Here is a 22,613-nt window from a genome sequence, read left to right as displayed (position 1 = left end):
ACTGGGATGACGAGAAAGGAGTACTGGGATGACACCTACGCACGCTCACTTTGTCATTCCAGCGTGTGACCAGAAAAAACATAGACCCCAAGTGTCAGCTACTTGAACAACATCACTTTGCTTAAAAATTGCAACGTTTGTACACGGTATGACGTTAGCTATTGTGCTACACCTTTCCCCTTTCCCCTTTCCCCTGAAACTAAAATCTATATACTTAACTTTAGAAACTTCAAAATACGATGCGATCTAATATTAGAGAGTTATTTTGCTATATAAAGCCTAATCTATCTTATTTCATCATAGCTTTTATTGCAGTTTTATTTTCAGCCTTAACGATCCTCCTCTTTGGCAGAGGCTTAAGCAACATAATTGATTCTGGCACAGAGCACGATTTTACTACCAAACTATTAGTTGCAATACTTATAGTTTTAGCCATTTCTCTCACTGCATTTACTCGGTTATATTTCATTGGCATTGGCAGCGAGAAAGTTATCGCAAGAATCAGATATGACTTATATAGCAGTATCACTGACTTGCAACCAAGTTTCTTTGAGAACACAGGCGTACAAGATGTTATCTCAGCACTCATTACTGATACCTCTGCGCTGCAATCAATAATAAATAGCAGCCTACTCACCATATTGCGAAATTTTGTAATATTAATTGGCAGTGTTGCCATGTTATTATATACAAATCTGCACCTAACTGCGTATGCAGCCGCAATAGTACCTATACTACTCATTATCATGACCTCACTTGGAAAAAAAGTGCGTAGCTATGCACGCTTTGCCCAGGATAAATTAAGTGAGCTTGCGTCATTTAGTGAGGAAAACTTTCGATCTATAGTGACTATCAAGTCGTTTGTACTCGAAGAAAATGAAAAAATCCGTTTTCAAGAGTATTTAAACTCAGTATCAAAATCATACGTAAAATTAGTACTCTTGCGTGCTATTTTAGTAACTCTAGTTATCACGTGTGTGATAGGTTCACTAGTTGTTTTGCTCTTTTTTGGTATTAAAGAAGTCTTAAGCAATAATATAACTATTGGAGAACTCTCCTCATTTGTGTTTTATTCAGCGCTTGCGGCAGGAGCTATAAATAATTTGAGCGATAATATCAGTGATTTACAACGAGGTCTTGGAATAGTAGAGCGTTTATTTGAATTTAAAAATATGAAAAGCTCTATAGCAGATGCCAATGATCCTATAAAAATTTGTAGTGTTCAAAAAGGAATTTCGTTTAATGGCGTGACATTTTTTTATGAATCTCAGTCTGATAAGCCAGCGTTAAATAACATATCATTTTCTATAAAGGCAGGTCAAGTAGTATCAATTGTTGGACCATCTGGCAGTGGTAAAAGCACCATTTTAAAACTTCTGCTCCGTTTTCATGATCCAAGCAGAGGCAGCATTACTATCGATGGGCACAATATTAAGTCAATTGCGTTAAATGACCTCAGATTGTTGTTTGGCTTAGTGCCACAAGATAACATAATATTCTCTTGCTCAATAATGGAAAATATACTATATGGCAAACCTGGTGCTGAATATGAAGAAGTGAAGCAAGCAGCTATCAGCGCTTATGCGATGGAATTTATTGATAAGCTGCCTGATAAATTTGATACATTTGTAGGAAAAAGAGGATTAAAACTTTCTGAAGGACAAAAACAACGTATTATAATAGCAAGAGCCATGCTCAAAAACCCTCAGGTTTTAATACTGGATGAAGCAACCTCTGCCCTTGATTATAAAAGTGAGAACCTCGTGCAAAAAGCATTAAGCAAGTTAATGCAAAACAGAACAACGATCGTAATTACACACAGACTATCAACTGCACTTAAAACTGACAAGATTATAGTAATTAATCACGGAAAAGTAGAAGAAGTAGGGACTCATGACTCCCTAATAAGTAAAGACGGGTTGTATGCAAAACTGGCGAAGATACAGTGGAATTGAAAGAAAATTTACATCATATCGTTAGTTGATATGCTAGATTTATAATTAAAGTTATTAAATTTTTAATCATTTTAATTTATAATAATCTTATAGTATTTTTTTAAGGATCATTATGACTTATCATTACAGTAATTTACCAAAACTACCATGTACGGGTTATAATTTGCCAGCTTTACCAGCACCAGTATCGAACTGTGCACAAGCTTGTGCACCTGCATACGCACCTTGTGCTACTAATTCGTGCCACAATCATTTTAACTCATATCATAACTATTATGACACATGTTATAATCCTTGTGATGAATTTGGGTTTCTTTATTAGAAGATTGTTTTTAAACAACTCATAAACGCACGTCTAGCTATACGTGCTTCCAAGAGCACATGGTTTCCCATGTGCTTCACATTTTGCTTGAAAATATAATAAACAGGTGCTTACTTGTTATTCACAGTAACCATATATTACAATTTATTTCAGCAACACGACTAATTTGACTACTGACAGCTTCTTCTTGGAATCTTATCATTATTCTACCATAGTAAAACTTTTAACTCTAATATCTGCTACATTAAAGTCGTATTTTGAAATGTACTGTAAGTTTGTATATGCTAATTTTAGCCTCAAAATTATTAAATCATTAACTTTTTTATCCTATAATAATCTAATAGTTATTTTTTAAAGGATTCTTATGAATTATAATTTTTCCTCATCTCCACGTGTTGGTTCATGTATTCCTACGCGCACAGCTTGCACAACTGACCCACGGTACCATCATAATTTTGATCCACATTGTCATAACCACTTTAACCCACATTGCCATGACCACTTTGATCCGTGTTATGATAGACTCGAATTAAATATACAGCTTCCTGATATAAAAATACCTCCTTGTCCTGATGTAAAATGTCCTGATGTAGAAATACCTCCTTGTCCTGAGTGTCCTGCTTGTCCAGAACCTAAAAAACCAATTGACTTTTCAAAACTTACAATAGCAGTTGACGCAACTTCTGGAGAGATTAAAGATGCCATTACTAAGAAAACTAGTGGCTTAAAATTTGCAGACTGTAAAGAAATTATAGATAAAACTGACAACAACCTTGAAATTGATCCAGACAATCGTCTCAAAGGAGGATGTGATAGCAATTCTGAATGCAAAGCTTGTGTGGATGCGATAAATGCTTCTATAATAGACTCACGCAAAGAACCAGCATTTTTTTCTGAAAAAATGTCAGTACCAGAAGATACTGTTCATATTATATAAAGGCAACCAAGGTGTGTACATTGTTAGTACACACCCCCATTTTATGTTAATTCTTATTTATTAATGGAGCTATTTTATGTTAAAAAACACTTTTCCTTATTCAAATTATAAGCATGCAAGTCATGTACGTCAGCTGCCACGTATGTTAAAAATTAATTTACATACAAAGCTAGATGATTGTAAAGACCCTAAGTCCGAGATTGATGATAAGACTAAGAATGAACTGAAAGAAAAGATTAAAAATGAACTAGAGAAAGATCTTAAATTTGAGATTGATGATAAGACTAAGAATGAACTGAAAGAAAAGATTAAAAATGAACTAGAGAAAGATCTTAAATTTGAGATTGATGATAAGACTAAGAATGAACTGAAAGAAAAGATTAAAAATGAACTAGAGAAAGATCTTAAATTTGAGATTGATGATAAGACTAAGGATGAAATAAAAGAAAAGATTAAAAATGAACTAGAGGAAGATCTTAATTGTGAGATTGATGATAAGACTAAGGATGAAATAAAAGAAAAGATTAAAAATGAACTAGAGAAAGATCTTAATTGTGAGATTGATGATAAGACTAAGGGTGAATTGATAAAGGAAGTAGAAAAAAAAATAGACAAAGAATTAAAGGTAAAGTTAAATTGTGACATATTAAAAACGTGTAACCTTGAAGAGAAAACTAAAGAAATAATTGATGATGGTGGGTGTAACCGAAAAGGATGTGAAAACAGCAAAAAAGATGGTAACTATATTGACGTAAGTAACGATGGTAAGCTTTATATAAGAGAGGCAATAAATAAATTATACCCTGACTTAAGTGCAGACATTATTGACAAGATTAAAACTAATGATTATTATGTAAAATAATTTGGTATAACGGCAACTGACTGCAATAAGAATGGCATGGAATACCCTTTTATCACTTGGAGAGGAACTATGAATTCATGGTGCGTTACTATTCCTTCGAATAGTACTTGCAAAGAATCTTATAATATACGCCAAGTTGGTAACAAAGATCATTGGCCTGATTGGTATGCATCTTGTAAGAATGACATGTTTTCTGACAATAGTTATTTAGTTAACACAAGAGCATATTACTACCCTGACAGTATTGACAGAGGCAAGCCAGTGGTGGTGCTCTCTCAAAGTCAATCACTGATGATTGCTGACAAGAAAACAGATAGACTTGTAAGAAAAGATGGAACAATAAGTAATAAAACTTTTGATGAATGCAGAACATTTTTTGATCAGAAGAAAAGAATAACTGATTGTACAGAAGGTGGCAGAGATTGTGAATTGTGCAAAGAAGTAATTTGGGATTCTTCGGAGGTAGTGCCAGTGTTTTTTATATAAATGATATTTTGAACAGGGAATGGTATAAGCTTATACGATTTTGATACATGTGCCATTAAAGAAAAGACTGCAAGATTAGGCTTTTGCATAACCATATGAAAAACCAATAGCCCATTCTTCTTTGTCATTCCAGCGTTACGCGTTGGAATGACAGGGCTATAGGTGTCATCCAAGTAGCTGACACGGAGCAACACGTCATACCACCGCGGCCGCTAACGGGTAGCGGAATGACAGTTCTTCAAATTGTCGGTAAACCTAAGTCACTTTAGCTATAGATTACATCAGATAACCCTTCAACTCCTTCCATTTATCCACTATACTGCTACAAGTCTTATAGCTTTTTAGTTAATGAACATTTTCAAACAGGTTTCCTCTCTAATTTCCAGCAAATTAAATGAGTTGAAGCAAAGGGGTGTCATAAATACAAGTGCGGCAAATTTTATTGTAGAGCCTCCAAGCAATAGAGCGCATGGAGATATTTACACAAACGTTGCCATGGTGCTTGCAAAGCATGAAAAGAGGAATTCAGTTGAGATTGCAGGGATCTTAGCAAGAGAATTTAAACCTTTTGATGAAGTTGCAAAAGTGGAAATAGCAGGCCCTGGTTTCATCAACATGCACTTAAAAATAGAAGTATGGCATGGAATTTTAAAACAAATAAATGAGCTAAAAACAGAGTTTGGCACCCTAGATATAGGGAACAATCAGGCCATCAATGTTGAATTTGTATCGGCAAATCCAACTGGTCCACTGCATATTGGTCATGCAAGAGGAGCAGTATTTGGTGACGTTTTGGCAAATTTATTGAAAAAAGTTGGTTATAAAGTTACTAAGGAATACTATATTAATGATGCTGGAGCGCAGATAGATACACTAATAAAGTCAGTATATTTGCGGTATAAGGAAGCTCTGGGAGAAAAAATCAGCATTGAAAAAGGTTTATACCCAGGTGAATATTTAAAACCGATAGGGAATGGGCTAGCCAAAAAATATGGCAAGGAGCTTCTAGAAAAGCAAGATAATCAGGTGATTAGGGAATATACTTTAAGTTCTATCTTAGAAATCATAAAGGAAGACATGAACTTACTTGGGGTAAGTCATGATGTTTTTACTTCAGAGTATGAGCTACAAAAAAGTGGCAAAATTGAAGAGAGTATAAAGATATTGTCTGACAAGGGTTTGGTGCATGAAGGGTACCTGGAGAAACCAAAAGGCAAAGAAAGTGAAAACTGGACTTCCAGAAAAGAAATGTTATTTCGCTCTACAAAATTTGGTGATGACGTTGACCGCGCATTGAAGAAAGAGGACGGCAGTTGGACTTATTTTGCCTCAGATATCGCTTACCATTTTGATAAGATATCACGTGGTTTTAATAATATGATAGTAGCAGTCGGTAGTGATCATAGTGGTTATATCAAAAGGCTAAAAGCAGTTGTCTCTGCACTAAGTGATGATCAAGCAAAAATAGAGGTAAAACTGCATAATATTGTGAATTTTTTCGAGAATGGCAAACCTGTTAAGATGTCCAAAAGATCAGGAAACTTCCTCACAGCAAGAGATGTAGTGGAAGAAGTTGGCAGGGACATAACTCGTTTTATAATGTTAACACGCAAGAATGATATGGTCTTGGACTTTGATTTTGCTAAAGTTAAAGAACAGTCAAAAGACAACCCTATTTTTTACGTGCAATATGCGCATGCTCGTGCTCATTCGTTAATGCGTAATGCTCCAAAAGAGCTCCCAACAGCAGACCCTTCACTTTTAAAGACAGATGGGGAGCTCTTCCTCATAAAAACCTTAGCAAAGTGGCCAAATGTGATAGAAACAGCGGCAAGGCTTTATGAGCCACACAGAATTACTTTCTACTTACTTGAAGTTGCAGAAGCGTTTCACGTTTTATGGGGGTATGGCAAGAGTGATTTAAACATGCGGTTCATACTGGAAGACAACTTAAACCTCACCGCTGCAAGAATGTTCCTTGTACAAGCCTTAGCACACGTCATCGCTTCTGGACTTTCTATCTTCAATATAGAGCCTTTGGAAGAAATGAGTTGATTTTTTTGCCATAATACATGATAATTAAAATATTATTGAAGTAGGGGTAAAATTATGACAATGAACTATGAGCAGTGGAAAAGAATGTTAAGCGCAGTTGATAAGGAGGAAGGCTTAAGTAAAGACAACGTAATTGACAAAATAAAAGAGGAATTAAAGAAATATCCAGAAGAATATAAGAAATGGGAAGAAGCTGGTTTTGATGTAGATTACCTATTTGAAATTGAAGATGATACATTAATAGCATATGATCGATTTATGTTATTGCATTCAGCTGCTAAAAATGGTCATGCAGATGTAGTAAATGCTCTAATACAAAACGGAGCAAATGTTAATGCAGAAGATAATTTTAAAAGTACTCCTCTACATAATGCTGCTAGAAATGGTCATATAGATACAGTAAAAGTTCTAATAGCAAAAGGAACAGATGTTAATGCAAAAGATCAAGATGGATGGACTCCTTTACATTTGGCTGCTTACAAGTGTCATATAGATATAGTAAAAGTTCTATTAAAAAAAGGAGCAGATCTTTTATTAAAGAATAATTCTGGAAAAACTCCAAGAGATTTAGCTAGAACTGGTGATATAAAGAAGCTTCTGGAAGAAGAAGAAAAACAGCTAAAAAAACTAAACGAAGAAAAAAACGATTTACCGCAAGATAAGGATGATAATAAGGATACAACACCTCTTCTGGAAGAAACAGAAAAAAAACAACCTACATCAGCGATTAAAAAAGGTGTTTTTGCAGGTGGTGCAGTCGCAGTATTAGGCACTGCTGTAGCAGTGGCACTTTTTGTAACCGGAACGGTTGCAGTTGAGTTAATACCTATAGTAACAGCAGTGGTTGCAATTGCAGCAGCAGCACTAGCAGTTGGTGGTATCACATATATGATGTTAAAACCTAGTACTAAAGTAGAAGAAGTGAAAGAAGAACAAGGCCCACCAAATGAGCAGAAAATATATGCAGGGTATTTTATGTAATCCTATTGCTTGACAATATGGTCTAATTGTTATCTAGATTCCAGTGTCACGCGTTAGAATAACAAGTGGAGTGTCTGTAGGTGTCATTCTAGTCTGGAATCCAGTTTTCTTTACAAATTCACCAAAAGTGCTTCATTCTATAACGCAAAACCCATACTCACCAAACCCAATGCATTACTTGCAATTAAGTTTCCTGGATCCCAGTGTCTGGGCACTGGGATGACAAGAAAGAGGCTACTTGGATGACACCCTGACAACCTTCATCCCGCTACGTGTTAGCGGGATCTAGAGATACCGTGACGGTATGACGTAGGACTGCTGTCATCCCGCTACGTGTTAGCGCCACGCACAACTGTACGAACGTTGTAGTTTGGGCCACCAGTGGGCAGTGCCCAGACACTGGTTCTATGCAACTTAATTAAAAACGTTTGTTTTAGCGTAAGACAACTACCTTTAGCTCATCAGCTCAGTTATAAGCAAAATTTCTGGATTCCAGACTGGAATGACACCATTTGCTGTCTTCAAAAATGAATGTTTGTACAGCTATGCATAACTCTTTCAGATTTCATAATATCTCTTGCCACTCATCTGAACAGATACCCATTTTGGAGGGATACCAATAATAGTTGTGAGCGGGTGACCACTAGTCCACAAGCATAACACGCTCACGAAACTTTAATGCGATAGCTTGATTTCTACTGAAAGACAGCATTATGCCAAGTGCGATGCTCGAAGATAAAAGAGAAGAACCACCATAGCTAAGTAGTGGCAGGGTTATGCCGGTGGTGGGAAAAACACTCAATGTTACCCCTGTGTTTATTATGAATTGTGTGATGAATTGAATTGAGATACCAAGAATCACCAATAGATTGAATAATTCATTTTCTCTATATGCAACGTAAAGCAAGCGGGCGGAAATGATGCCAAATAACATCAATGTGGCTAAGCACGTAATCAAACCAAATTCTTCTGCTAAAACAGAAAACACAAAATCTGTATGACAATCAGGAAGAGAGGTTTTTACGCTACCTTCACCAGGTCCAACTCCAGTTAATTGACCTCTTTTGAATGCTTCTAATGATTTTGTGACTTGAAAGTTATCGCGTTGCGTAAAAAAGACAAAATTGTAAATCCTTTGCTTTATATGTGGGAGGCATAAGTAAGCTATTGTAGTTCCAGTTGTGGCCATTCCTATTATGCATAGAAAGTATAAAAGTGGTATACATGCAATAAACATTTGACCAATAAAAGAATATGTTAAAAGCATGGACATACTGAAATCAGGTTGCAAAAGTAACAACACAAAAACTAACAGAAATATTATGATTGATATGTGCATTTTAAACTTCATTCCGCTGGCTAAGATACTAGCTATAACAACAGAAAAAAATGGCCTTACGAACTCAGATGGTTGAACTGAAATTTTGACAATATGTAACCATCGTTTCGCACCTTTTACCTCTATACCAAGTATTATCGCAACTGCCACTAAAATAGTAAATAAAATGAAACCTGCGAATGAGAGGTTAAGTATAGTTCTTGTGTTGAGAAAAGAAAATGTCACCAGGGTAATTAGTGACAGGACTATATAAATTGTATGGCGCCGTATAAAATAATCTTGTGGTAAAGAAAGACGCTGCGCAATTACAGGGCTTGCTGAATAAACAAGAATGAAGCTTATAGTGAGCAAAAAAAACACTGGAAGGATGAGATAATAATCCAGCGTTCTATACCAGAATTTAATATTCATTTTGTTCCAATGTGTAATGCCACTATTCCATAGCTCATATTATGAAACTCAACATTCTTAAAGCCTACCTCTTCAATTTCCATTTTAAAATCAGCCTGAGTTGGAAACTCTCTAATGCTCTTCACTAAATATTCATAAGAACTCCTGTCTTTAGCAACTATGCTGCCAATTTTAGGAATTACTTTAAATGAATATAAGTCATAAAGTTTGGTAAATATCTCATTTTGATAGTGCATAGGGGCAAATTCTAAGCAGATAAATTTTCCATGTGGTTTTAATACCCTGTGCGCCTCATTTAAAGCCTTCTTGCGGTCAGAAACATTTCGAATGCCAAAAGCTATTGTGCAATAATCAAATTCGGAGTCTTCAAATGGTAAACTTTCTGCATTCGCACATACCCAATCAAAATTAATTTGGTTTGAATTTATAGCTTTATCACGTCCTCTGCTTAGCATATTTTGATTTATGTCACATACTGTAACCTTAGCACTTGGCTCTTTTCTTACTATTCTTATTGCTATATCTCCAGTTCCTCCAGCAATATCTAAAATCTTAGAGTTTTTTGTAAAATGCACACTATTTACCATCTTATCTTTCCATAATCTGTGCATTCCGAGGCTCATTATATCATTCATGGTGTCGTAGCGACTTGCCACGGAATCGAATACCTCTTTAACTAATTGTGATTTCTTCTCGATTTTTATAGTAGACATTACGTAAAGTCGCTCAACTCCTTTATAATTAGTAAAAATTAATTTGAATTAACACAAATGTCAACGACAGGCCTTGAGCCTGTTGAAATCTTCTTCAGCGTGGTATGATGACCGAGTTAGTGGGCTTGATGCAACCACTAAGAAACCTTTGGAGTAAGCAACGTATTTATAATGCTCAAATTCCTCTGGGGTAACATACCTATCAAGTTTTGCATGTTTTGGAGTTGGTTGTAGATATTGACCAATTGTAATAAAATCAACCTCAGCACTGCGCAAATCGTCCATAACCTGAAGTATTTCCTCTTTTGTTTCTCCAAGACCAACCATAAGCCCTGACTTTGTGAAAACTTTAGGATTAATCTGCTTTACCATCTTCAACAAATATAGTGAATGAAAATAGCGAGCTCGTGGTCTTATTTTTGCATACAATCTCGGCACTGTTTCAATATTGTGGTTATAGACATCAGGTGATGCAACAGCAATTGCTTCAAATGCTCCTTTCTTATTTAAAAAATCAGGAGTTAAAATCTCTATTGTTGTTTCTGAAGTTATCTTTCTAATTTCTTCTATGCACTGTATAAACTGATTTGCGCCACCATCTGGTAAATCATCACGATCAACAGAGGTAATGACAACATGTTTTAAGTTTAACTTTTTTATCGCTTTTGCTAAATTTTCTGGCTCATGAGGGTCTAGTTTATCAGGAATGCCATTTGCAACGTTGCAAAATGCACAAGCACGAGTACAAACAGAACCAAGAATCATCACAGTAGCATGACGTTTATTCCAACATTCACCAATATTTGGACATGCAGCTTCTTCACATACCGTATGTAAGTTATGCAGTTTAACGATGTTTAAAGTTTCATTGAATACTTCACCGGTCGGAGCTTTTGCTCTGAGCCATTGAGGTTTGCTATGCATCTGAAACGGCTAACTCTACCTCTTGCTTTACTAAAACTTTTTTCAACCTTCTTTTTATCTTCTGCGCTTTTTCACTTAGTTTAATCGTTCTTGTGTTGAGCAAAAAAGCATCTAAATCACCTTTGTAATCTATAGTTCTCAAAGTTCTTGTTGCCACACGAAATCTAAACTTTTTATTCAATATATCACTTGTCAACGTAACCTTATGTAAATTTAAAAGAAAGGTACGCTTTGTTTTACGATTCGAATGTGATACCTTATTACCAAAAGATTTTTTTCTATTTGTTAATTCACAAACTCTACTCACTTCAATATACCAAATTATTCTATGTACTTAGATTACCTTATATAGTCAAATAGTCAATACTCTCTTGCTTAATTTTTATACCATATACTGCTTTATAGCCAAAAAATATCGTAATTTTTTCTATTATAAGAGAAATCATATGCTGAATTTCTAATGCTTTACTGCCATTTGTTACTACTAGATGCAATACACCAGAATTTACATTCTGTGCATATGAGATCTTTTTCGGTTTTGTACACTCTGCTATTTCTTTCCCTACTATATTTCGCCAGTTTAAAATCAGACGTATTTCATTTTTGCTAATCTTATTTTTCATGCATTTTAATGCGTAATTTTCAATTATAGACTTTAATTTTTTTGGACCGCTACGTTTGAGCATTTTTCTGTTTTGTTTCTAGTATAACTAAATAAGTAAGGTTTACTACTACATTGGATTTCCTCAGTGCCAAATCCAAGTAGCTAACACTGGGATGACAACCTTCTAACTACTTTACAAACCTCTAGCCTCACACCGTAAAAAGCAGTATTTTTATGTAAAATTTATCTCAACGTAGCACTTGTCAGGCAAGTCGTAATCACGTTCCATCCAAAAATTTTTGTGCTGCCATCTTTGCCTCATAATTAACCTTCTAGCTGTTTTAATTGTAATTAGTTAAATTATTATTAACCTGAGTGAATTTTAAATTAGATTTAAAAAGTACAGTATTGTCTAAAATGAATGATATACGGTGTCCGAATTTTAGACTCCTTCTTTTTTGTTGTCATCCCAGTACTTGATACTGGGATCCATTTTTCTTTTTTTTTCTGGATTCCAGCGTCACGCGCTAACTTTTAATAGCGATAGTTATTTCTTATTTGTTAAGATCTTTCCTCAATCCAAGCTGCTTGAATGGCTTCGAGTATTTTCTCGTTACAGCGTTTTTCATCATCATCAAATTCCTCTAAACTCAAGACCTTTTTTTTAAGCTCAGTGAATCTGATATTAATTATATTCTCATCTGGAAATTTTTCCTCTAGAGCTTCTACAATATCTTCTATATCAAGCCATTTCATACTTTTTTGTATTTATCTGCTAAGTTAAATTGGTGCCCATGGGGAGACTTGAACTCCCAAGGTCGCAAAACCCACGGATTTTAAGTCCGCTGCGTCTACCGATTCCGCCACACGGGCTTTTTTTTATCTATCTAGAGTAAAACTCTACTACTAAATTGACTTCCATGTCTGCTGAATAAGGAACCTCAGAATATTGAGGTGACCTCAAATACTTCACTGAATGCTCTTTACTATCTGTCTCTAAATAATCCGGAGCCTTGCGCTCTTGTTTTTGTTCAGCCTCTACTACTACAGGGATTTTTGCTGCCCTTTCTCTTATTTTTATTATATCACCTGGTTTCACTCGATAACTCGATATGTTGACCGCCTTATCATTAACTGTAACGTGCTTATGAGATATGAGCTGCTTCGCTGCATAAATTGTTGGCACAAGACCAGAGTGGTATAAAACAGAACTGAGCCTTGATTCTAAAATACCGATAAAATTATCAGCCGTATAACCCCTTCTGTTATAAGCATCTAAAAATGTACGTCTGAGCTGCTTACTTGAAATCGCATAGTAAAACTTAAATTTCTTATGCGCAGCAAACTGCTTACCAAAGTCGGATAACTTCTTGAATCCAAGAATACCATGTTGACCTGGAGGGTATTTCCTTTTGTTTACTGGGTCTTTAGCTCTACCCCATAAATTTACACCAAGTCTACGGCTAATCCTATACTTTCTAGTGATAACAGTTGTCATATAAAAACTCTCACGATTTAACTTTAGATTATTAAGGATTTTAGCATTCAGTGTCAACTTGTTTTTGCTGATATAATCTTTTATACTTCATTTTTAAGTTTTTCTATTAACACATGAATCATTCACATTTGGAATCTATGGCAAACGCCATCCGTTTTTTATCAATTGATGCAGTACAAAAAGCAAACTCTGGACACCCAGGTATGCCACTTGGCATGGCAGATGTTGCAACTGTTTTGTTTGCTAAATATCTGAATCATAATCCTGATGATTCTAAATGGTTCAATAGAGATCGCTTTGTTTTATCAAACGGTCATGGGTCAATGTTACTATACTCAATATTATATTTGACAGGTTATACTAGCATAGATGAGCTAAAAAACTTTAGGCAAATGGGATCCAAGACCCCAGGTCATCCAGAGTTTAGCTTGACTTCCGGGGTAGAGGCAACAACAGGCCCGCTCGGTCAGGGGTTTGCCGCTGCTGTTGGCATGGCACTTGCTGAATCAATCCTTAAAAAGCAATTCAGAATCAATCACTACACTTACGTAATGCTAGGGGATGGCTGTCTTATGGAAGGAATAAGCCATGAAGCAGCATCACTTGCTGGGCATCTTAAATTGAATAAATTAATAGCCCTTTTTGATGATAATGATATCTCTATAGATGGCGCTACTTGCCTTTCCTGCTCTGATGATGTAGAGAAACGCTTCTTAGCGTATGGATGGAATGTTGACAAAATTGATGGCCATGATTTTGATGCCATATCCCTTGCAATAGAGCAAGCAAAAAAGTCTGATAAACCTACAATGATCTGCTGCAAAACTATTATCGGAATATTTTCAAGCCGTGCTGGCACATCCTCTGCTCACAGTGGTGCTTTTTCGGAGGAAGACATCAAACAGATGAGAGAGAAATTAAACTGGAATTACGAGCCATTCCATGTGCCAGAAGATGTGAAAAACGCCTGGAAGAAAACTGTTGAGAGAGCAAGGCAAAATTACAATTCATTGTCATTCCAGCATGTGACCAGTGAAGAAGAAAAAGAATGGATCCCAGTGTCAAGCACTGGGATGACAGAAGAGAATGCTGGGATGACAGGATATCATGCAGAACTTCAAAGGCGACTAGATGAGCGTCTGCCAGATAACAGCAATTCGGTGTCATTCCAGTGCTTGACACTGGAATCCAGTGAAAATAAAGAACTTCAAAGACGGCTAGATAAACGTCTACCAGACAATATCGATAATGTTTTGGCTAACTTGAAGAAACAAATACACGAGACAATGCCAAACGAAGCTACACGTTCTTCTTTCGGCATGGTAATGGAACTTTTAACACAACATATGCCGGAATTAATCGGCGGTTCTGCTGATCTTACTGGGTCAAATTGCACTAAATATAAGCACATGCAGGTAATAGATAGTAATAATTATAGTGGTTCTTATGTCCACTATGGAGTGAGAGAACACGCTATGGCAGCATGTATGAATGGTATGGCACTTCACGGCGCGATTCTTCCTTATGGTGGCACTTTTTTGGTATTTTCCGACTACTGTCGTCCTGCTATACGTCTTTCAGCTTTGATGAAACAGCAGGTTATCTATGTGATGACTCATGACTCAATTGGAGTGGGAGAAGATGGCCCAACTCACCAACCAATAGAGCATTTAGCCTCTCTTCGTGCTATACCAAATCTATATGTTTTTAGGCCAGCCGATGCAGTTGAAACTCTAGAGTGTGTTAGCATTGCACTCGAAAAAAAAGAATCACCTGCACTGTTTGCGCTCTCAAGGCAAAACGTAAGTTACATGCGCAAATTCTATTTTGATATCGATCAATCTGCTAATCTATCGAAGTTTGGTGCATATGTTTTGTGTGAATGTTCAAAAGAATTAAAAGTGACAATATTTGCTACGGGGTCCGAGGTTGAAATTGCAGTTGAAGCAAGGGAGAAATTGCAGGAAAAGGGTATAGGTACAAGGGTTGTTTCTATGCCATGCTGGAGACTTTTTGATGAGCAAAGTGATGAATATAAAGCGGCAATATTAAATAATGACAGCATCAAAGTTGCAATTGAAGCTGGAAGTGAAATGGGTTGGCATAAATATATAGGTTCAAACGGTATATTTATTGGCATGAAAAGCTTTGGAGAATCAGCACCTTATAAAACACTTTATGAGCATTTTAATATCAGCGCTGATCACGTAGTAAAATGTGTGTGTGAATTTTATCATTCCACTGTATATATTCAATAGAAACCACTTGACAAACTCTGCCAGCCCCTTTATCATGAAACTGAAGGTATTCAGTTATCTTCATCTGTGCAGATTAAACAGCAAGAAAACAACGTAGTTGGCGTCTTATTTTTAATTTTTTGCACTATGTGCACCTTATGTCTTCACAACATTTCTAGGTTTTTACCTACACAAGCTGAAACGCGCTTATAAGTCGTTTAAGACAGTATAGTACGCCAATTTGCAGGATTAGAGAGTGACAACTAGCTAACACGGGATTTCTTTGCCTTTTTTTCTGCTTAGTAAATTTCTTAAACATTTAAACAAAGGTGAGTTGCATTTAAAAGCAGCTAAATTGCAGTGTTTAAGACTTAAAAAACGCCAATACTGAAAGTAGACAATGACTAGGGCTTCTTTTGCCTTTTTTTTCGTTTGGTAAATTTCTTAACGTTTGTAGCTAAAGTAACTTAGGTTCACCGACAACCGTCATCCCGCTACTTGTTAGCGGGATCTATGCTAAGAGATACCGCGGCGGTATGACGTAGGACTGCTGTCATTCCAGTGCCAGCTACTTTCATGACATCATCATAAAGTAAAATGAGATCCCAGTGTCATGCACTGGGATGACAGAGAAGGTACTGGGATCTAGCCTTTATTATTTGGTTGAAATTAAGTCTTCTGGATCCCAATGTCAGCTACTTTCATGACATCATCATAAAGTAAAATGAGATCCCAGTGTCACGCACTGGGATGACAGGAGAAGGTACTGGGATGACACCGTCATAAAGGAACCAGTGCCTGGGGACTGCCCTCTTGGATGGAAACCAGTGTCAGCTACTTGGATGCATCCCACCATGTCATTCCAGCGCGTGACGCTGGAATCTAGTAAACCTTTAGCTATATTATGTCATGGTCTCCTGAACTATTCGGTGGTTCTAACACAACTGGTTGGTCAGATTCAGATGATGATTGTATTGGCTCATCAGACCCAAACAACCATGAAAAAACCCCACCAAAAAATGATGCAATTAATGAAAAAGGCTTCATAAGTATACTAAACAAACTACCAAAAAAAGAGCTCGGCTGTTCTTCTGTTTGTGCAGGTTCTATGGGAGCAATAGGCTGTGCACTTCCGGTTGCTACATCAGTTCCTTTTTCTGCACTGGTGGCGGGTTGTCCTCCATTATTTTGTGTAGGTCCTGTAGGTTGACTACCGTTGCTTACACCAGTTCCTTGTCCTGCACTGGTGGTGGGTTGTCCTCCATTATTTTGTGTAGGTCCTGTAGGTTGACTACCGTTGCTTACACCAGTTCCTTTTTTTGCAATGTCTGATTCTGATTTAGCATCACCTTCTTGCTTTTCTTTCTTTTCTGTACCAGCATCTTCTTCTTGAACCCCTTTACTATCCGTCGATGGCTCATCAATTAAACCAGCATCAGGGCTTTCTGCGGCTTTTTGAAATAGAGTTTTTATTTCTTCGTTAGTAGTTAAATCGAAAGGAGTTTTTTCATCTTTATCTTTTACATTAATATTTGCTCCTGCTTTTATTAGAGCGTCTACTACCTCTTTGTTGTTATTTCGAGCAGCAAAATGTAAAGGAGTCTCTTCTTTATCATTTTGTGCATTAACATTTGCCCCTTTATCCAATAGGGCTTTTACTACATCTTTTTCGCCATTTCCAGCAGCAAAATGTAAAGGAGTCCATCCATACTTATTTTGTGCATCAACATTTGCCCCTTCATCCAATAGGGCTTTTACTACATCTTTTTCGCCATTTCCAGCAGCAAAATGTAAAGGAGTCCATCCACCCTTATTTTGTGCATTAACATTGATCCCATTTACTTTCAGTAGGGCTTCTACTACCTCTTTGTCATTCTTTTCAACAGCCAAATGTAAAGGAGTATTTTCAGAATCATCTGTTGCATTAACCTGTGCTTTTCCTTCTTTACCCAACAGATTTTTTACATCATCAATATTACCGTTTTCAGCAGCCTTAAGCAGTTTATCATTGGCCTTTTTTACGCTTTGCAATAGATCTTGTATTCCTTCATCAGTGGCTAAATTGGAAGGAGTCTTTCCTTCATCATTTTGTGCATTAACATTTGCCCCTTTATCCAATAGGGCTTTTACTACATCTTTTTTGCCAGTTAGAGCAGCCTCATGTAAAGGAGTTTTTCCAGAATTATCTTTTGCATTAACATTTGCCCCTTCATCCAATAGGGCTTTTACTACATCTTTTTTGCCATATTCAGCAGCCCAATGTAAAGGAGTACATCCACTATTATTTTTTGCATTAACATTTGCCCCTTTATCCAATAGGGCTTTTACTACATCTTTTTCGCCATTTAGAGCAGACCAATGTAAAGGAGTATTTCCAAAATTATCTGTTACTATATCTTCATTTACATCACTCATCCCACACCTCCTGTAAAATTATATTATCACGGCAAAGCCGTTAATAATCTATGACCTTTATGTTCCTGGATCACGCAAATAATGCCCATGTTTTTCAGTATATTTGAGCAGGCTGTGCATAAGAATTGCAATTGTAGAGCATATTATTGTTAATAGTAAATTTGGTAAAATGCCATAGCGAAAAAATTTTCCTACTATATATATTCCAATAGCCCCAAACATCATATTGCAGAATGAGAGGACTGCACTACCAAGCCCTATACCTTTGATCGTTTCTAAAGCAGAAGTTACGTTATTGCTGATTACTAATGCAAGCCCAATATTGGCTGGAATCCAGGCAACTTGAAGAATTAATATATTTAACTTGTCCGCGAAATAAAAATATACCAATAAACTATCGGATATTATCGGTAACACCAAACCTATTATTAGCATTTTGCTAACCCCTACTTTTGGTACATACCTTCTATTAATTAAAGTTCCAATTATGTAAAATATGACTATGATCGATATGAGGTAGCCAAAATACTGTACTTCAATGCCCATTGATTCAAATATGAACGGGTAGTTAGCAACATATGCCCAAAGCCACATGAAAGTTAATCCATGAATGGCTGAAAACCCAAGGAAACGATAATTTCTAAATATTGATATGTATTGCTTGAAGATATTAGTAGTTATGTTAGTTATACTGGTTTCATTTTTATTCACAATGAGTGTTTCTTGTAACTTAAAGTAAATAAAAATAAGCATAGCAATTGCCGCAAGTGATATAATAAAAAACAAAAATTTCCAACTATACCCATGTGAAATTATATAACCGCCCACCACTGGAGCTATTCCAGGTGAGAGTGCCACTACCATATTTAACTTTGAAATTACTCTCGAGTATTCACTACCCGAGTACATATCCCTTATTGCTGCATACCCAACAACACCTGCAACACCTGCCCCTGCTCCTTGTATGAAGCGAATTAGTATCAAGAGCGCAATACTGTCGGCTATATAACACATGATACTTGCTAAAGTAAAAATTGTCATACCAATCAGCATCATTGGACGCCTACCATAATGGTCCGATAATGGACCATAAATTAATCCAGATACTGCAAATCCAACTAGATTCAAGCTAATTGTAAGCTGCACTACACTGCCTTCTACTTTAAAATAATTGGCAATGCTTGGTAGTGCAACTGAGTATAGGTCAGTTGCCATATCGACAATTGCTACAGACAATATCATAATAAGAGAGATGATATTTTGCGAAAGAGCTGTTTTCACTTAATGATTTACTGGATTAAATATACTTGATTATAATATATTTTTTTCATTAGTATAAGTACAATGTTACATAGTAAACGATGTCATTCGAGTAGCGGACACTGTCCTCCTTTGTCATCCCAGTGCCTTGACTACTTGGATCCAGGAATTTTATTAAGTTGGTAAGCATAAAAGTAGCCGTTTTATACAACGTTTTGATGATTATGAAAAAGCTGGATTCCAGACTGGAATGACACCCTCCTAGTGGATTCAAATCACAATGTTCGTACAGTTATGTGCTTTGACACTGGAATCTTAAGCTAAAATCATAAAAAGCCTGAATTTCAATATCTTATCTTCAATTATTCAGGTTTAAGTTTAAATACTGAGCATCAATTGTTCAGGACCTTTGCTTCCGTGTTATCCAACGAATCACCATAAGTCACTGCTTTGAGGTAAAATTTTCTCCCTGATTGCACTTCAAAAGAAATTATTGAATCATCAAGTAAGGTAAATTTCTCACCTCCTGTATGCTCATACTCTTTAGTACCTTCTTGCCCTCTAATTAGGTTGCTAAGCTTATATTTATTTTTATCTATGAGTTTAGTACTCTGGAATTTCACTATCTCTTTTCCGATTAATGCTGAATTTGAATCGATAATTCCTAGCAGCTTACCAAAACGTAATACTATTACAAGCCCCTCATCGGTAGATTCCATTACATATCCGTAAGTAGACTGTTTATTTGTGCTTGCGATAGGCTTATAATCCTTATCGTTGTACGAAATAAAGAGCGTTGCTCCCTTCCAATTCCTTTCCTCACTAATTAAAGTAAAGCTTGCAATATTACCTTTAACATGCGGTAAATCTATCATTTCTACGATGGTTTTGCTGATATGAGAAGGAGGGTATTCCTTCAGCATAAGAGACCTTGTTGAAGGAAAAGAAAGCTTATATATGGAGCTGTCATAACCAACACCACTTACTTGAATGGACATGCTTTCAAATTTTGTTTTTATAATTCTCACCGTATGCTTTTTCTCACCGTCTAAAATCGTTATGACATCACTTGGCGCAAGCCACGCATATTTTATCGGCAGCTTGAAATTGTATATATTTCTCTCTTGCCACGAAGAATAAAGTAAAACCTCAGCTATATTTTGCGCCTCTCCCTCCTCCATAATGAGCGGTATTTCAACTGTTGCAGCAGTGCCTTGCTTTGGCAACTCAGCATATTTAACATCAATTGGATAGCCAAAATTGCGATTAAAATAAACGACGTTAACTTTATTGTTTAAATCCAGTTGACTAATATTAACAAGTTTTGAATTGTTACTGAAAACCGTTTCACCAATTGGCATTACAGTTGTAACTCCCCTGCCCTTTTGGACAAATTTCAGTTTAGAGCCCTGCTCAACCACATCAAAAAAATAGCAACTTTGCAGCATTTTAATAATTGAACGTACGGGTTGCTGGTCATTTATTACATATCCAGACAATAACCCTTTGACGCCACCTGTATCGAACTGATTGCTTTTTAAACCTGTTTTTTGTAACAGATCCAATAAAACATCGGAAATATTAAGCTGTGAAAGCTTTCCCTGAATCCAATGTCCTGTCTGCCAATTATGTCAGTCAGTCCACACATCACACAAATTGGGAAAGTAAGGAAATGGCCTTGCATCCCATGCCCAGAGAAACATTTTTTCTACCATTTCTGAGCTTTGCCACTTCTTTAGCGTTCCTTCAATTGCAATTTTTTGTGAAAGAAAGCTCACCTCTCCGTTTGAATATCGTGGATATTTGCTCTCTATGCTGCCTTTGTCAACAAACACATTTGGCTCATTAGTGCAGCCGTTCATACTGGGAAATCCATATTCAGTAAACCATATTTTTTTCATTTTTGGTTGCCATTTTGTTTTACTACCACCGGGGTTTATGTGAGTTTCACTCCACCATTTCTCTATATTTTTCCACGCATACCTGCTGTCGTTATACTTTACTTTTTCAGGCTCACTTTTTGAGTAATCATAGAAATAATCATACCCCACTCCACTGCTCCAACCACCCATTACATCTTCCGCAGAATAGCCAAAAGGAGGCTCTGGACCATCAGTCAGTGGAAAATAAGCATCTATGCCAACAACGTCGATGTACTGTGAAGACCACAGTTCATCCATATTATACCAACCATCATATGAGTGGTATTCGCTCCAATCCGCAGCGTAAGTTACTGTTACTTCTTTTCCAAGATCAAGTTTTATCTGCTTTGCAAGCTTAACTAGCTCTGCCACTGCAGGGTAATTACCTTTTTCATCTCTGATTTTGGTAAGTTCAACAAATTCAGAACCAATGATAAACCCTTCCACTTTAGTTTGTTTGGCAATGCTTGCATAATGCTCTATAAATTTGTTGTACTGATTCTTAAAAAAATTACTTATATCCCCAGGAGTCCCGCTCAATCTTCCTCGCCACTCTTTGTTCTTTGTATCAAGTAAGGGCATCGGATAGAGCATCACCTTGTAGCCTCTGCTGTGTAGCTCTTCTATATATCTTATTAGCGCTGAATCACTAACTGTGCCACCATATCTTGGGTTTCCATTATCGTCTTTTGAAATTAGCTGAGCATCATCTCTGGTACTACTTCCTACTTGCCAATCATCAGGTAATATTGCGGAATCATCTTGAAATTCAACTGCAGGGTATATTTTACAATCTTTAATGTTCACAGATCATTCACAAACCAATTGACTACTACCGATACCCACTCAACATTTGGTAAATCTCCCTTTAATTGATCCAAAGAAAGCACTGCATCGCTCTTTTTAGTGTGGTTGTTATGATTTACCCTTTGTGCCAGCCCATATGGGATATATTGGTTGCTGCTTATTTTCTCTTGCGCGATTTTCTTCTGTATTTTTGTATCATATACAAACTCTCCTGAGCCTGGTATTATATTGATATTCTGAATATTTTCTACTACTGAAAATCCGCTAGGCTTTAATATAGTCTGCACTTCAAATGTGAATACCGGAACGCGGTTATTATAGTCTGCTAAAGGAAAATTCTTGATGACTATGTAAGATATTCCCCTATAAGCCGGCACACCTTCGATTGACGACATAAATGGATCAGGATTTTGGTCTTCTGTACCGCGGTAAAAAGTATAATCTATTTCATCAAAGCTAAGTGATGTTGTATCTGCCCAGATTCTGTTTAATTTTTCTACTTTCCCCTTGCAGATCGCAATTGCAAGCGTTGCATAGTAATTATACTCAACATTCATACCTCTTCCAATTTTGCTTTTGGTGGTTATCGCCTCTTCTTTTATTGGCTGTGACCAAATAATGTTCCCTGCAATGCGAGCAGTGCCATAGATAATTGGTATCGTCCTTCCATAGGTTGAGGTTTGAACTTGCAGATTTTTTAGTCTCGCACCATGCGTTACTTTCTGCTCAGCATCAAGGCTAAACATCGCACCATCAAGCTGCGCACCAAGAAGAGCACCGAGTTCTGAGCCGATAATCTGGCCAATTGGACCAAAAATGCTGCCTGCTTGACCAAAAATTGATGATAAAACTATTGTAGACATGATAATCCTCCTTTTTGTTTCT

General features: G+C 36.5%; 21 protein-coding genes and 1 tRNA gene. 7 read left to right on the top strand and 15 right to left on the bottom strand.

The genetic code is table 11. The features are described 5' to 3' along the window. Positions 1 to 239 precede the first annotated feature (239 nt). The 6 genes from OOK87_RS03725 to OOK87_RS03700 all read left to right on the top strand — a co-directional run bounded on the left by OOK87_RS03725 (position 240) and on the right by OOK87_RS03700 (position 7,598). A complete protein-coding gene (locus OOK87_RS03725) occupies positions 240 to 1,955 on the top strand; it encodes an ABC transporter ATP-binding protein (RefSeq protein WP_264688094.1) in 1,716 nt (571 codons plus the stop codon). A 686-nt stretch (positions 1,956 to 2,641) separates the two neighbouring features. Further along, positions 2,642 to 3,214, top strand: a complete 573-nt coding sequence (locus OOK87_RS03720; protein WP_264688093.1) for a hypothetical protein — start codon at positions 2,642 to 2,644, stop codon at positions 3,212 to 3,214. Between the two features lie 76 nt (positions 3,215 to 3,290). Then, positions 3,291 to 4,076, top strand: coding sequence for a hypothetical protein (locus tag OOK87_RS03715; protein WP_264688092.1), 786 nt, complete (start codon positions 3,291 to 3,293; stop codon positions 4,074 to 4,076). Positions 4,077 to 4,145: 69 nt separating this feature from the next. Further along, positions 4,146 to 4,562, top strand: a complete 417-nt coding sequence (locus tag OOK87_RS03710; RefSeq protein ID WP_264688091.1) for a hypothetical protein — start codon at positions 4,146 to 4,148, stop codon at positions 4,560 to 4,562. A gap of 348 nt (positions 4,563 to 4,910) precedes the next feature. Then, the gene (gene argS, locus OOK87_RS03705) at positions 4,911 to 6,617 is read left to right on the top strand and encodes an arginine--tRNA ligase (RefSeq protein WP_253308947.1); all 1,707 of its coding nucleotides are present in this window, start codon (positions 4,911 to 4,913) and stop codon (positions 6,615 to 6,617) included. Between the two features lie 54 nt (positions 6,618 to 6,671). After that, positions 6,672 to 7,598 carry an ankyrin repeat domain-containing protein gene (locus OOK87_RS03700; protein WP_264688090.1) on the top strand — a complete coding sequence of 309 codons (927 nt, stop codon included), beginning with the start codon at positions 6,672 to 6,674 and terminating at the stop codon, positions 7,596 to 7,598. Between the two features lie 137 nt (positions 7,599 to 7,735). Here the strand turns inward: OOK87_RS03700 and OOK87_RS03695 are convergent, their stop codons facing one another. From OOK87_RS03695 to rpsD, 9 genes are all read right to left on the bottom strand, one after another. Next, a complete protein-coding gene (locus OOK87_RS03695; protein ID WP_264688089.1) occupies positions 7,736 to 7,855 on the bottom strand; it encodes a WPE palindromic element domain-containing protein in 120 nt (39 codons plus the stop codon). A gap of 386 nt (positions 7,856 to 8,241) precedes the next feature. Further along, positions 8,242 to 9,348, bottom strand: coding sequence for an FtsW/RodA/SpoVE family cell cycle protein (locus tag OOK87_RS03690; RefSeq protein WP_253308944.1), 1,107 nt, complete (start codon positions 9,346 to 9,348; stop codon positions 8,242 to 8,244). Next, positions 9,345 to 10,061: a bifunctional demethylmenaquinone methyltransferase/2-methoxy-6-polyprenyl-1,4-benzoquinol methylase UbiE gene (ubiE, locus tag OOK87_RS03685; RefSeq protein WP_253308943.1), complete on the bottom strand. Its 717-nt coding sequence runs from the start codon at positions 10,059 to 10,061 to the stop codon at positions 9,345 to 9,347. The genes OOK87_RS03690 and ubiE overlap by 4 nt, the downstream gene beginning before the upstream one ends. A gap of 60 nt (positions 10,062 to 10,121) precedes the next feature. Further along, positions 10,122 to 10,985 (bottom strand): lipoyl synthase, encoded by an 864-nt coding sequence (lipA, locus tag OOK87_RS03680; protein WP_264688088.1) that lies wholly within the window; start codon positions 10,983 to 10,985, stop codon positions 10,122 to 10,124. Next, positions 10,978 to 11,292, bottom strand: a complete 315-nt coding sequence (gene rpmB, locus OOK87_RS03675) for a 50S ribosomal protein L28 (protein WP_006279619.1) — start codon at positions 11,290 to 11,292, stop codon at positions 10,978 to 10,980. Before rpmB ends, lipA begins: the two co-directional genes overlap by 8 nt. Before the next feature lie 37 nt (positions 11,293 to 11,329). Continuing rightward, positions 11,330 to 11,671: a DUF721 domain-containing protein gene (locus tag OOK87_RS03670; RefSeq protein ID WP_182182927.1), complete on the bottom strand. Its 342-nt coding sequence runs from the start codon at positions 11,669 to 11,671 to the stop codon at positions 11,330 to 11,332. 479 nt (positions 11,672 to 12,150) lie between these two features. Further along, positions 12,151 to 12,345 (bottom strand): Fe-S cluster assembly protein IscX, encoded by a 195-nt coding sequence (iscX, locus tag OOK87_RS03665; RefSeq protein ID WP_253308941.1) that lies wholly within the window; start codon positions 12,343 to 12,345, stop codon positions 12,151 to 12,153. 30 nt (positions 12,346 to 12,375) lie between these two features. Then, positions 12,376 to 12,462 (bottom strand) — tRNA-Leu (locus tag OOK87_RS03660). Between the two features lie 10 nt (positions 12,463 to 12,472). Further along, the gene (rpsD, locus tag OOK87_RS03655; protein WP_264688479.1) at positions 12,473 to 13,087 is read right to left on the bottom strand and encodes a 30S ribosomal protein S4; all 615 of its coding nucleotides are present in this window, start codon (positions 13,085 to 13,087) and stop codon (positions 12,473 to 12,475) included. Between the two features lie 113 nt (positions 13,088 to 13,200). On the opposite strand from rpsD, the gene OOK87_RS03650 reads away from it, so the two are divergent. Further along, a complete protein-coding gene (locus tag OOK87_RS03650; protein ID WP_264688087.1) occupies positions 13,201 to 15,345 on the top strand; it encodes a transketolase family protein in 2,145 nt (714 codons plus the stop codon). Between the two features lie 691 nt (positions 15,346 to 16,036). Here the strand turns inward: OOK87_RS03650 and OOK87_RS03645 are convergent. From OOK87_RS03645 to OOK87_RS03620, 6 genes are all read right to left on the bottom strand, one after another. Then, positions 16,037 to 16,180: a hypothetical protein gene (locus OOK87_RS03645; RefSeq protein WP_264688086.1), complete on the bottom strand. Its 144-nt coding sequence runs from the start codon at positions 16,178 to 16,180 to the stop codon at positions 16,037 to 16,039. A gap of 41 nt (positions 16,181 to 16,221) precedes the next feature. Then, positions 16,222 to 17,739, bottom strand: a complete 1,518-nt coding sequence (locus OOK87_RS03640; protein WP_264688085.1) for an ankyrin repeat domain-containing protein — start codon at positions 17,737 to 17,739, stop codon at positions 16,222 to 16,224. Positions 17,740 to 17,796: 57 nt separating this feature from the next. Further along, entirely contained in the window at positions 17,797 to 19,020 is a 1,224-nt protein-coding gene (locus OOK87_RS03635) for a multidrug effflux MFS transporter (RefSeq protein WP_458694278.1), read from the bottom strand. Positions 19,021 to 19,391: 371 nt separating this feature from the next. Beyond that, positions 19,392 to 20,564: a phage tail protein gene (locus OOK87_RS03630; protein ID WP_264688084.1), complete on the bottom strand. Its 1,173-nt coding sequence runs from the start codon at positions 20,562 to 20,564 to the stop codon at positions 19,392 to 19,394. A 66-nt stretch (positions 20,565 to 20,630) separates the two neighbouring features. Continuing rightward, positions 20,631 to 21,728, bottom strand: coding sequence for a baseplate megatron protein TIM-barrel domain-containing protein (locus tag OOK87_RS03625; RefSeq protein ID WP_264688083.1), 1,098 nt, complete (start codon positions 21,726 to 21,728; stop codon positions 20,631 to 20,633). Further along, the gene (locus tag OOK87_RS03620) at positions 21,725 to 22,591 is read right to left on the bottom strand and encodes a hypothetical protein (RefSeq protein ID WP_264688082.1); all 867 of its coding nucleotides are present in this window, start codon (positions 22,589 to 22,591) and stop codon (positions 21,725 to 21,727) included. The genes OOK87_RS03625 and OOK87_RS03620 overlap by 4 nt, the downstream gene beginning before the upstream one ends. Positions 22,592 to 22,613 lie beyond the last annotated feature (22 nt).

Source organism: Wolbachia endosymbiont (group A) of Sympetrum striolatum (genome assembly GCF_947250715.1).
In the GTDB taxonomy this organism is placed as follows: domain Bacteria; phylum Pseudomonadota; class Alphaproteobacteria; order Rickettsiales; family Anaplasmataceae; genus Wolbachia.
The sequence above is the reverse complement of the archived record's forward strand: the minus strand, read 5'-3'. Positions and strand labels throughout refer to the sequence as shown.

Bases quoted from the DNA above. Each gene is read 5' to 3' on its own strand.
- ubiE (WP_253308943.1), bottom strand. From the start codon at position 10,061: ATGTCTACTATAAAAATCGAGAAGAAATCACAATTAGTTAAAGAGGTA.
- OOK87_RS03620 (WP_264688082.1), bottom strand. From the start codon at position 22,591: ATGTCTACAATAGTTTTATCATCAATTTTTGGTCAAGCAGGCAGCATT.
- OOK87_RS03640 (WP_264688085.1), bottom strand. From the start codon at position 17,739: ATGAGTGATGTAAATGAAGATATAGTAACAGATAATTTTGGAAATACT.
- OOK87_RS03645 (WP_264688086.1), bottom strand. From the start codon at position 16,180: ATGGTGGGATGCATCCAAGTAGCTGACACTGGTTTCCATCCAAGAGGG.
- argS (WP_253308947.1), top strand. From the start codon at position 4,911: ATGAACATTTTCAAACAGGTTTCCTCTCTAATTTCCAGCAAATTAAAT.
- OOK87_RS03650 (WP_264688087.1), top strand. From the start codon at position 13,201: ATGAATCATTCACATTTGGAATCTATGGCAAACGCCATCCGTTTTTTA.
- iscX (WP_253308941.1), bottom strand. From the start codon at position 12,345: ATGAAATGGCTTGATATAGAAGATATTGTAGAAGCTCTAGAGGAAAAA.
- rpsD (WP_264688479.1), bottom strand. From the start codon at position 13,087: ATGACAACTGTTATCACTAGAAAGTATAGGATTAGCCGTAGACTTGGT.
- OOK87_RS03690 (WP_253308944.1), bottom strand. From the start codon at position 9,348: ATGAATATTAAATTCTGGTATAGAACGCTGGATTATTATCTCATCCTT.
- OOK87_RS03710 (WP_264688091.1), top strand. From the start codon at position 4,146: ATGAATTCATGGTGCGTTACTATTCCTTCGAATAGTACTTGCAAAGAA.
- OOK87_RS03700 (WP_264688090.1), top strand. From the start codon at position 6,672: ATGACAATGAACTATGAGCAGTGGAAAAGAATGTTAAGCGCAGTTGAT.
- lipA (WP_264688088.1), bottom strand. From the start codon at position 10,985: ATGCATAGCAAACCTCAATGGCTCAGAGCAAAAGCTCCGACCGGTGAA.
- OOK87_RS03670 (WP_182182927.1), bottom strand. From the start codon at position 11,671: ATGCTCAAACGTAGCGGTCCAAAAAAATTAAAGTCTATAATTGAAAAT.
- OOK87_RS03715 (WP_264688092.1), top strand. From the start codon at position 3,291: ATGTTAAAAAACACTTTTCCTTATTCAAATTATAAGCATGCAAGTCAT.
- OOK87_RS03725 (WP_264688094.1), top strand. From the start codon at position 240: ATGCGATCTAATATTAGAGAGTTATTTTGCTATATAAAGCCTAATCTA.
- OOK87_RS03720 (WP_264688093.1), top strand. From the start codon at position 2,642: ATGAATTATAATTTTTCCTCATCTCCACGTGTTGGTTCATGTATTCCT.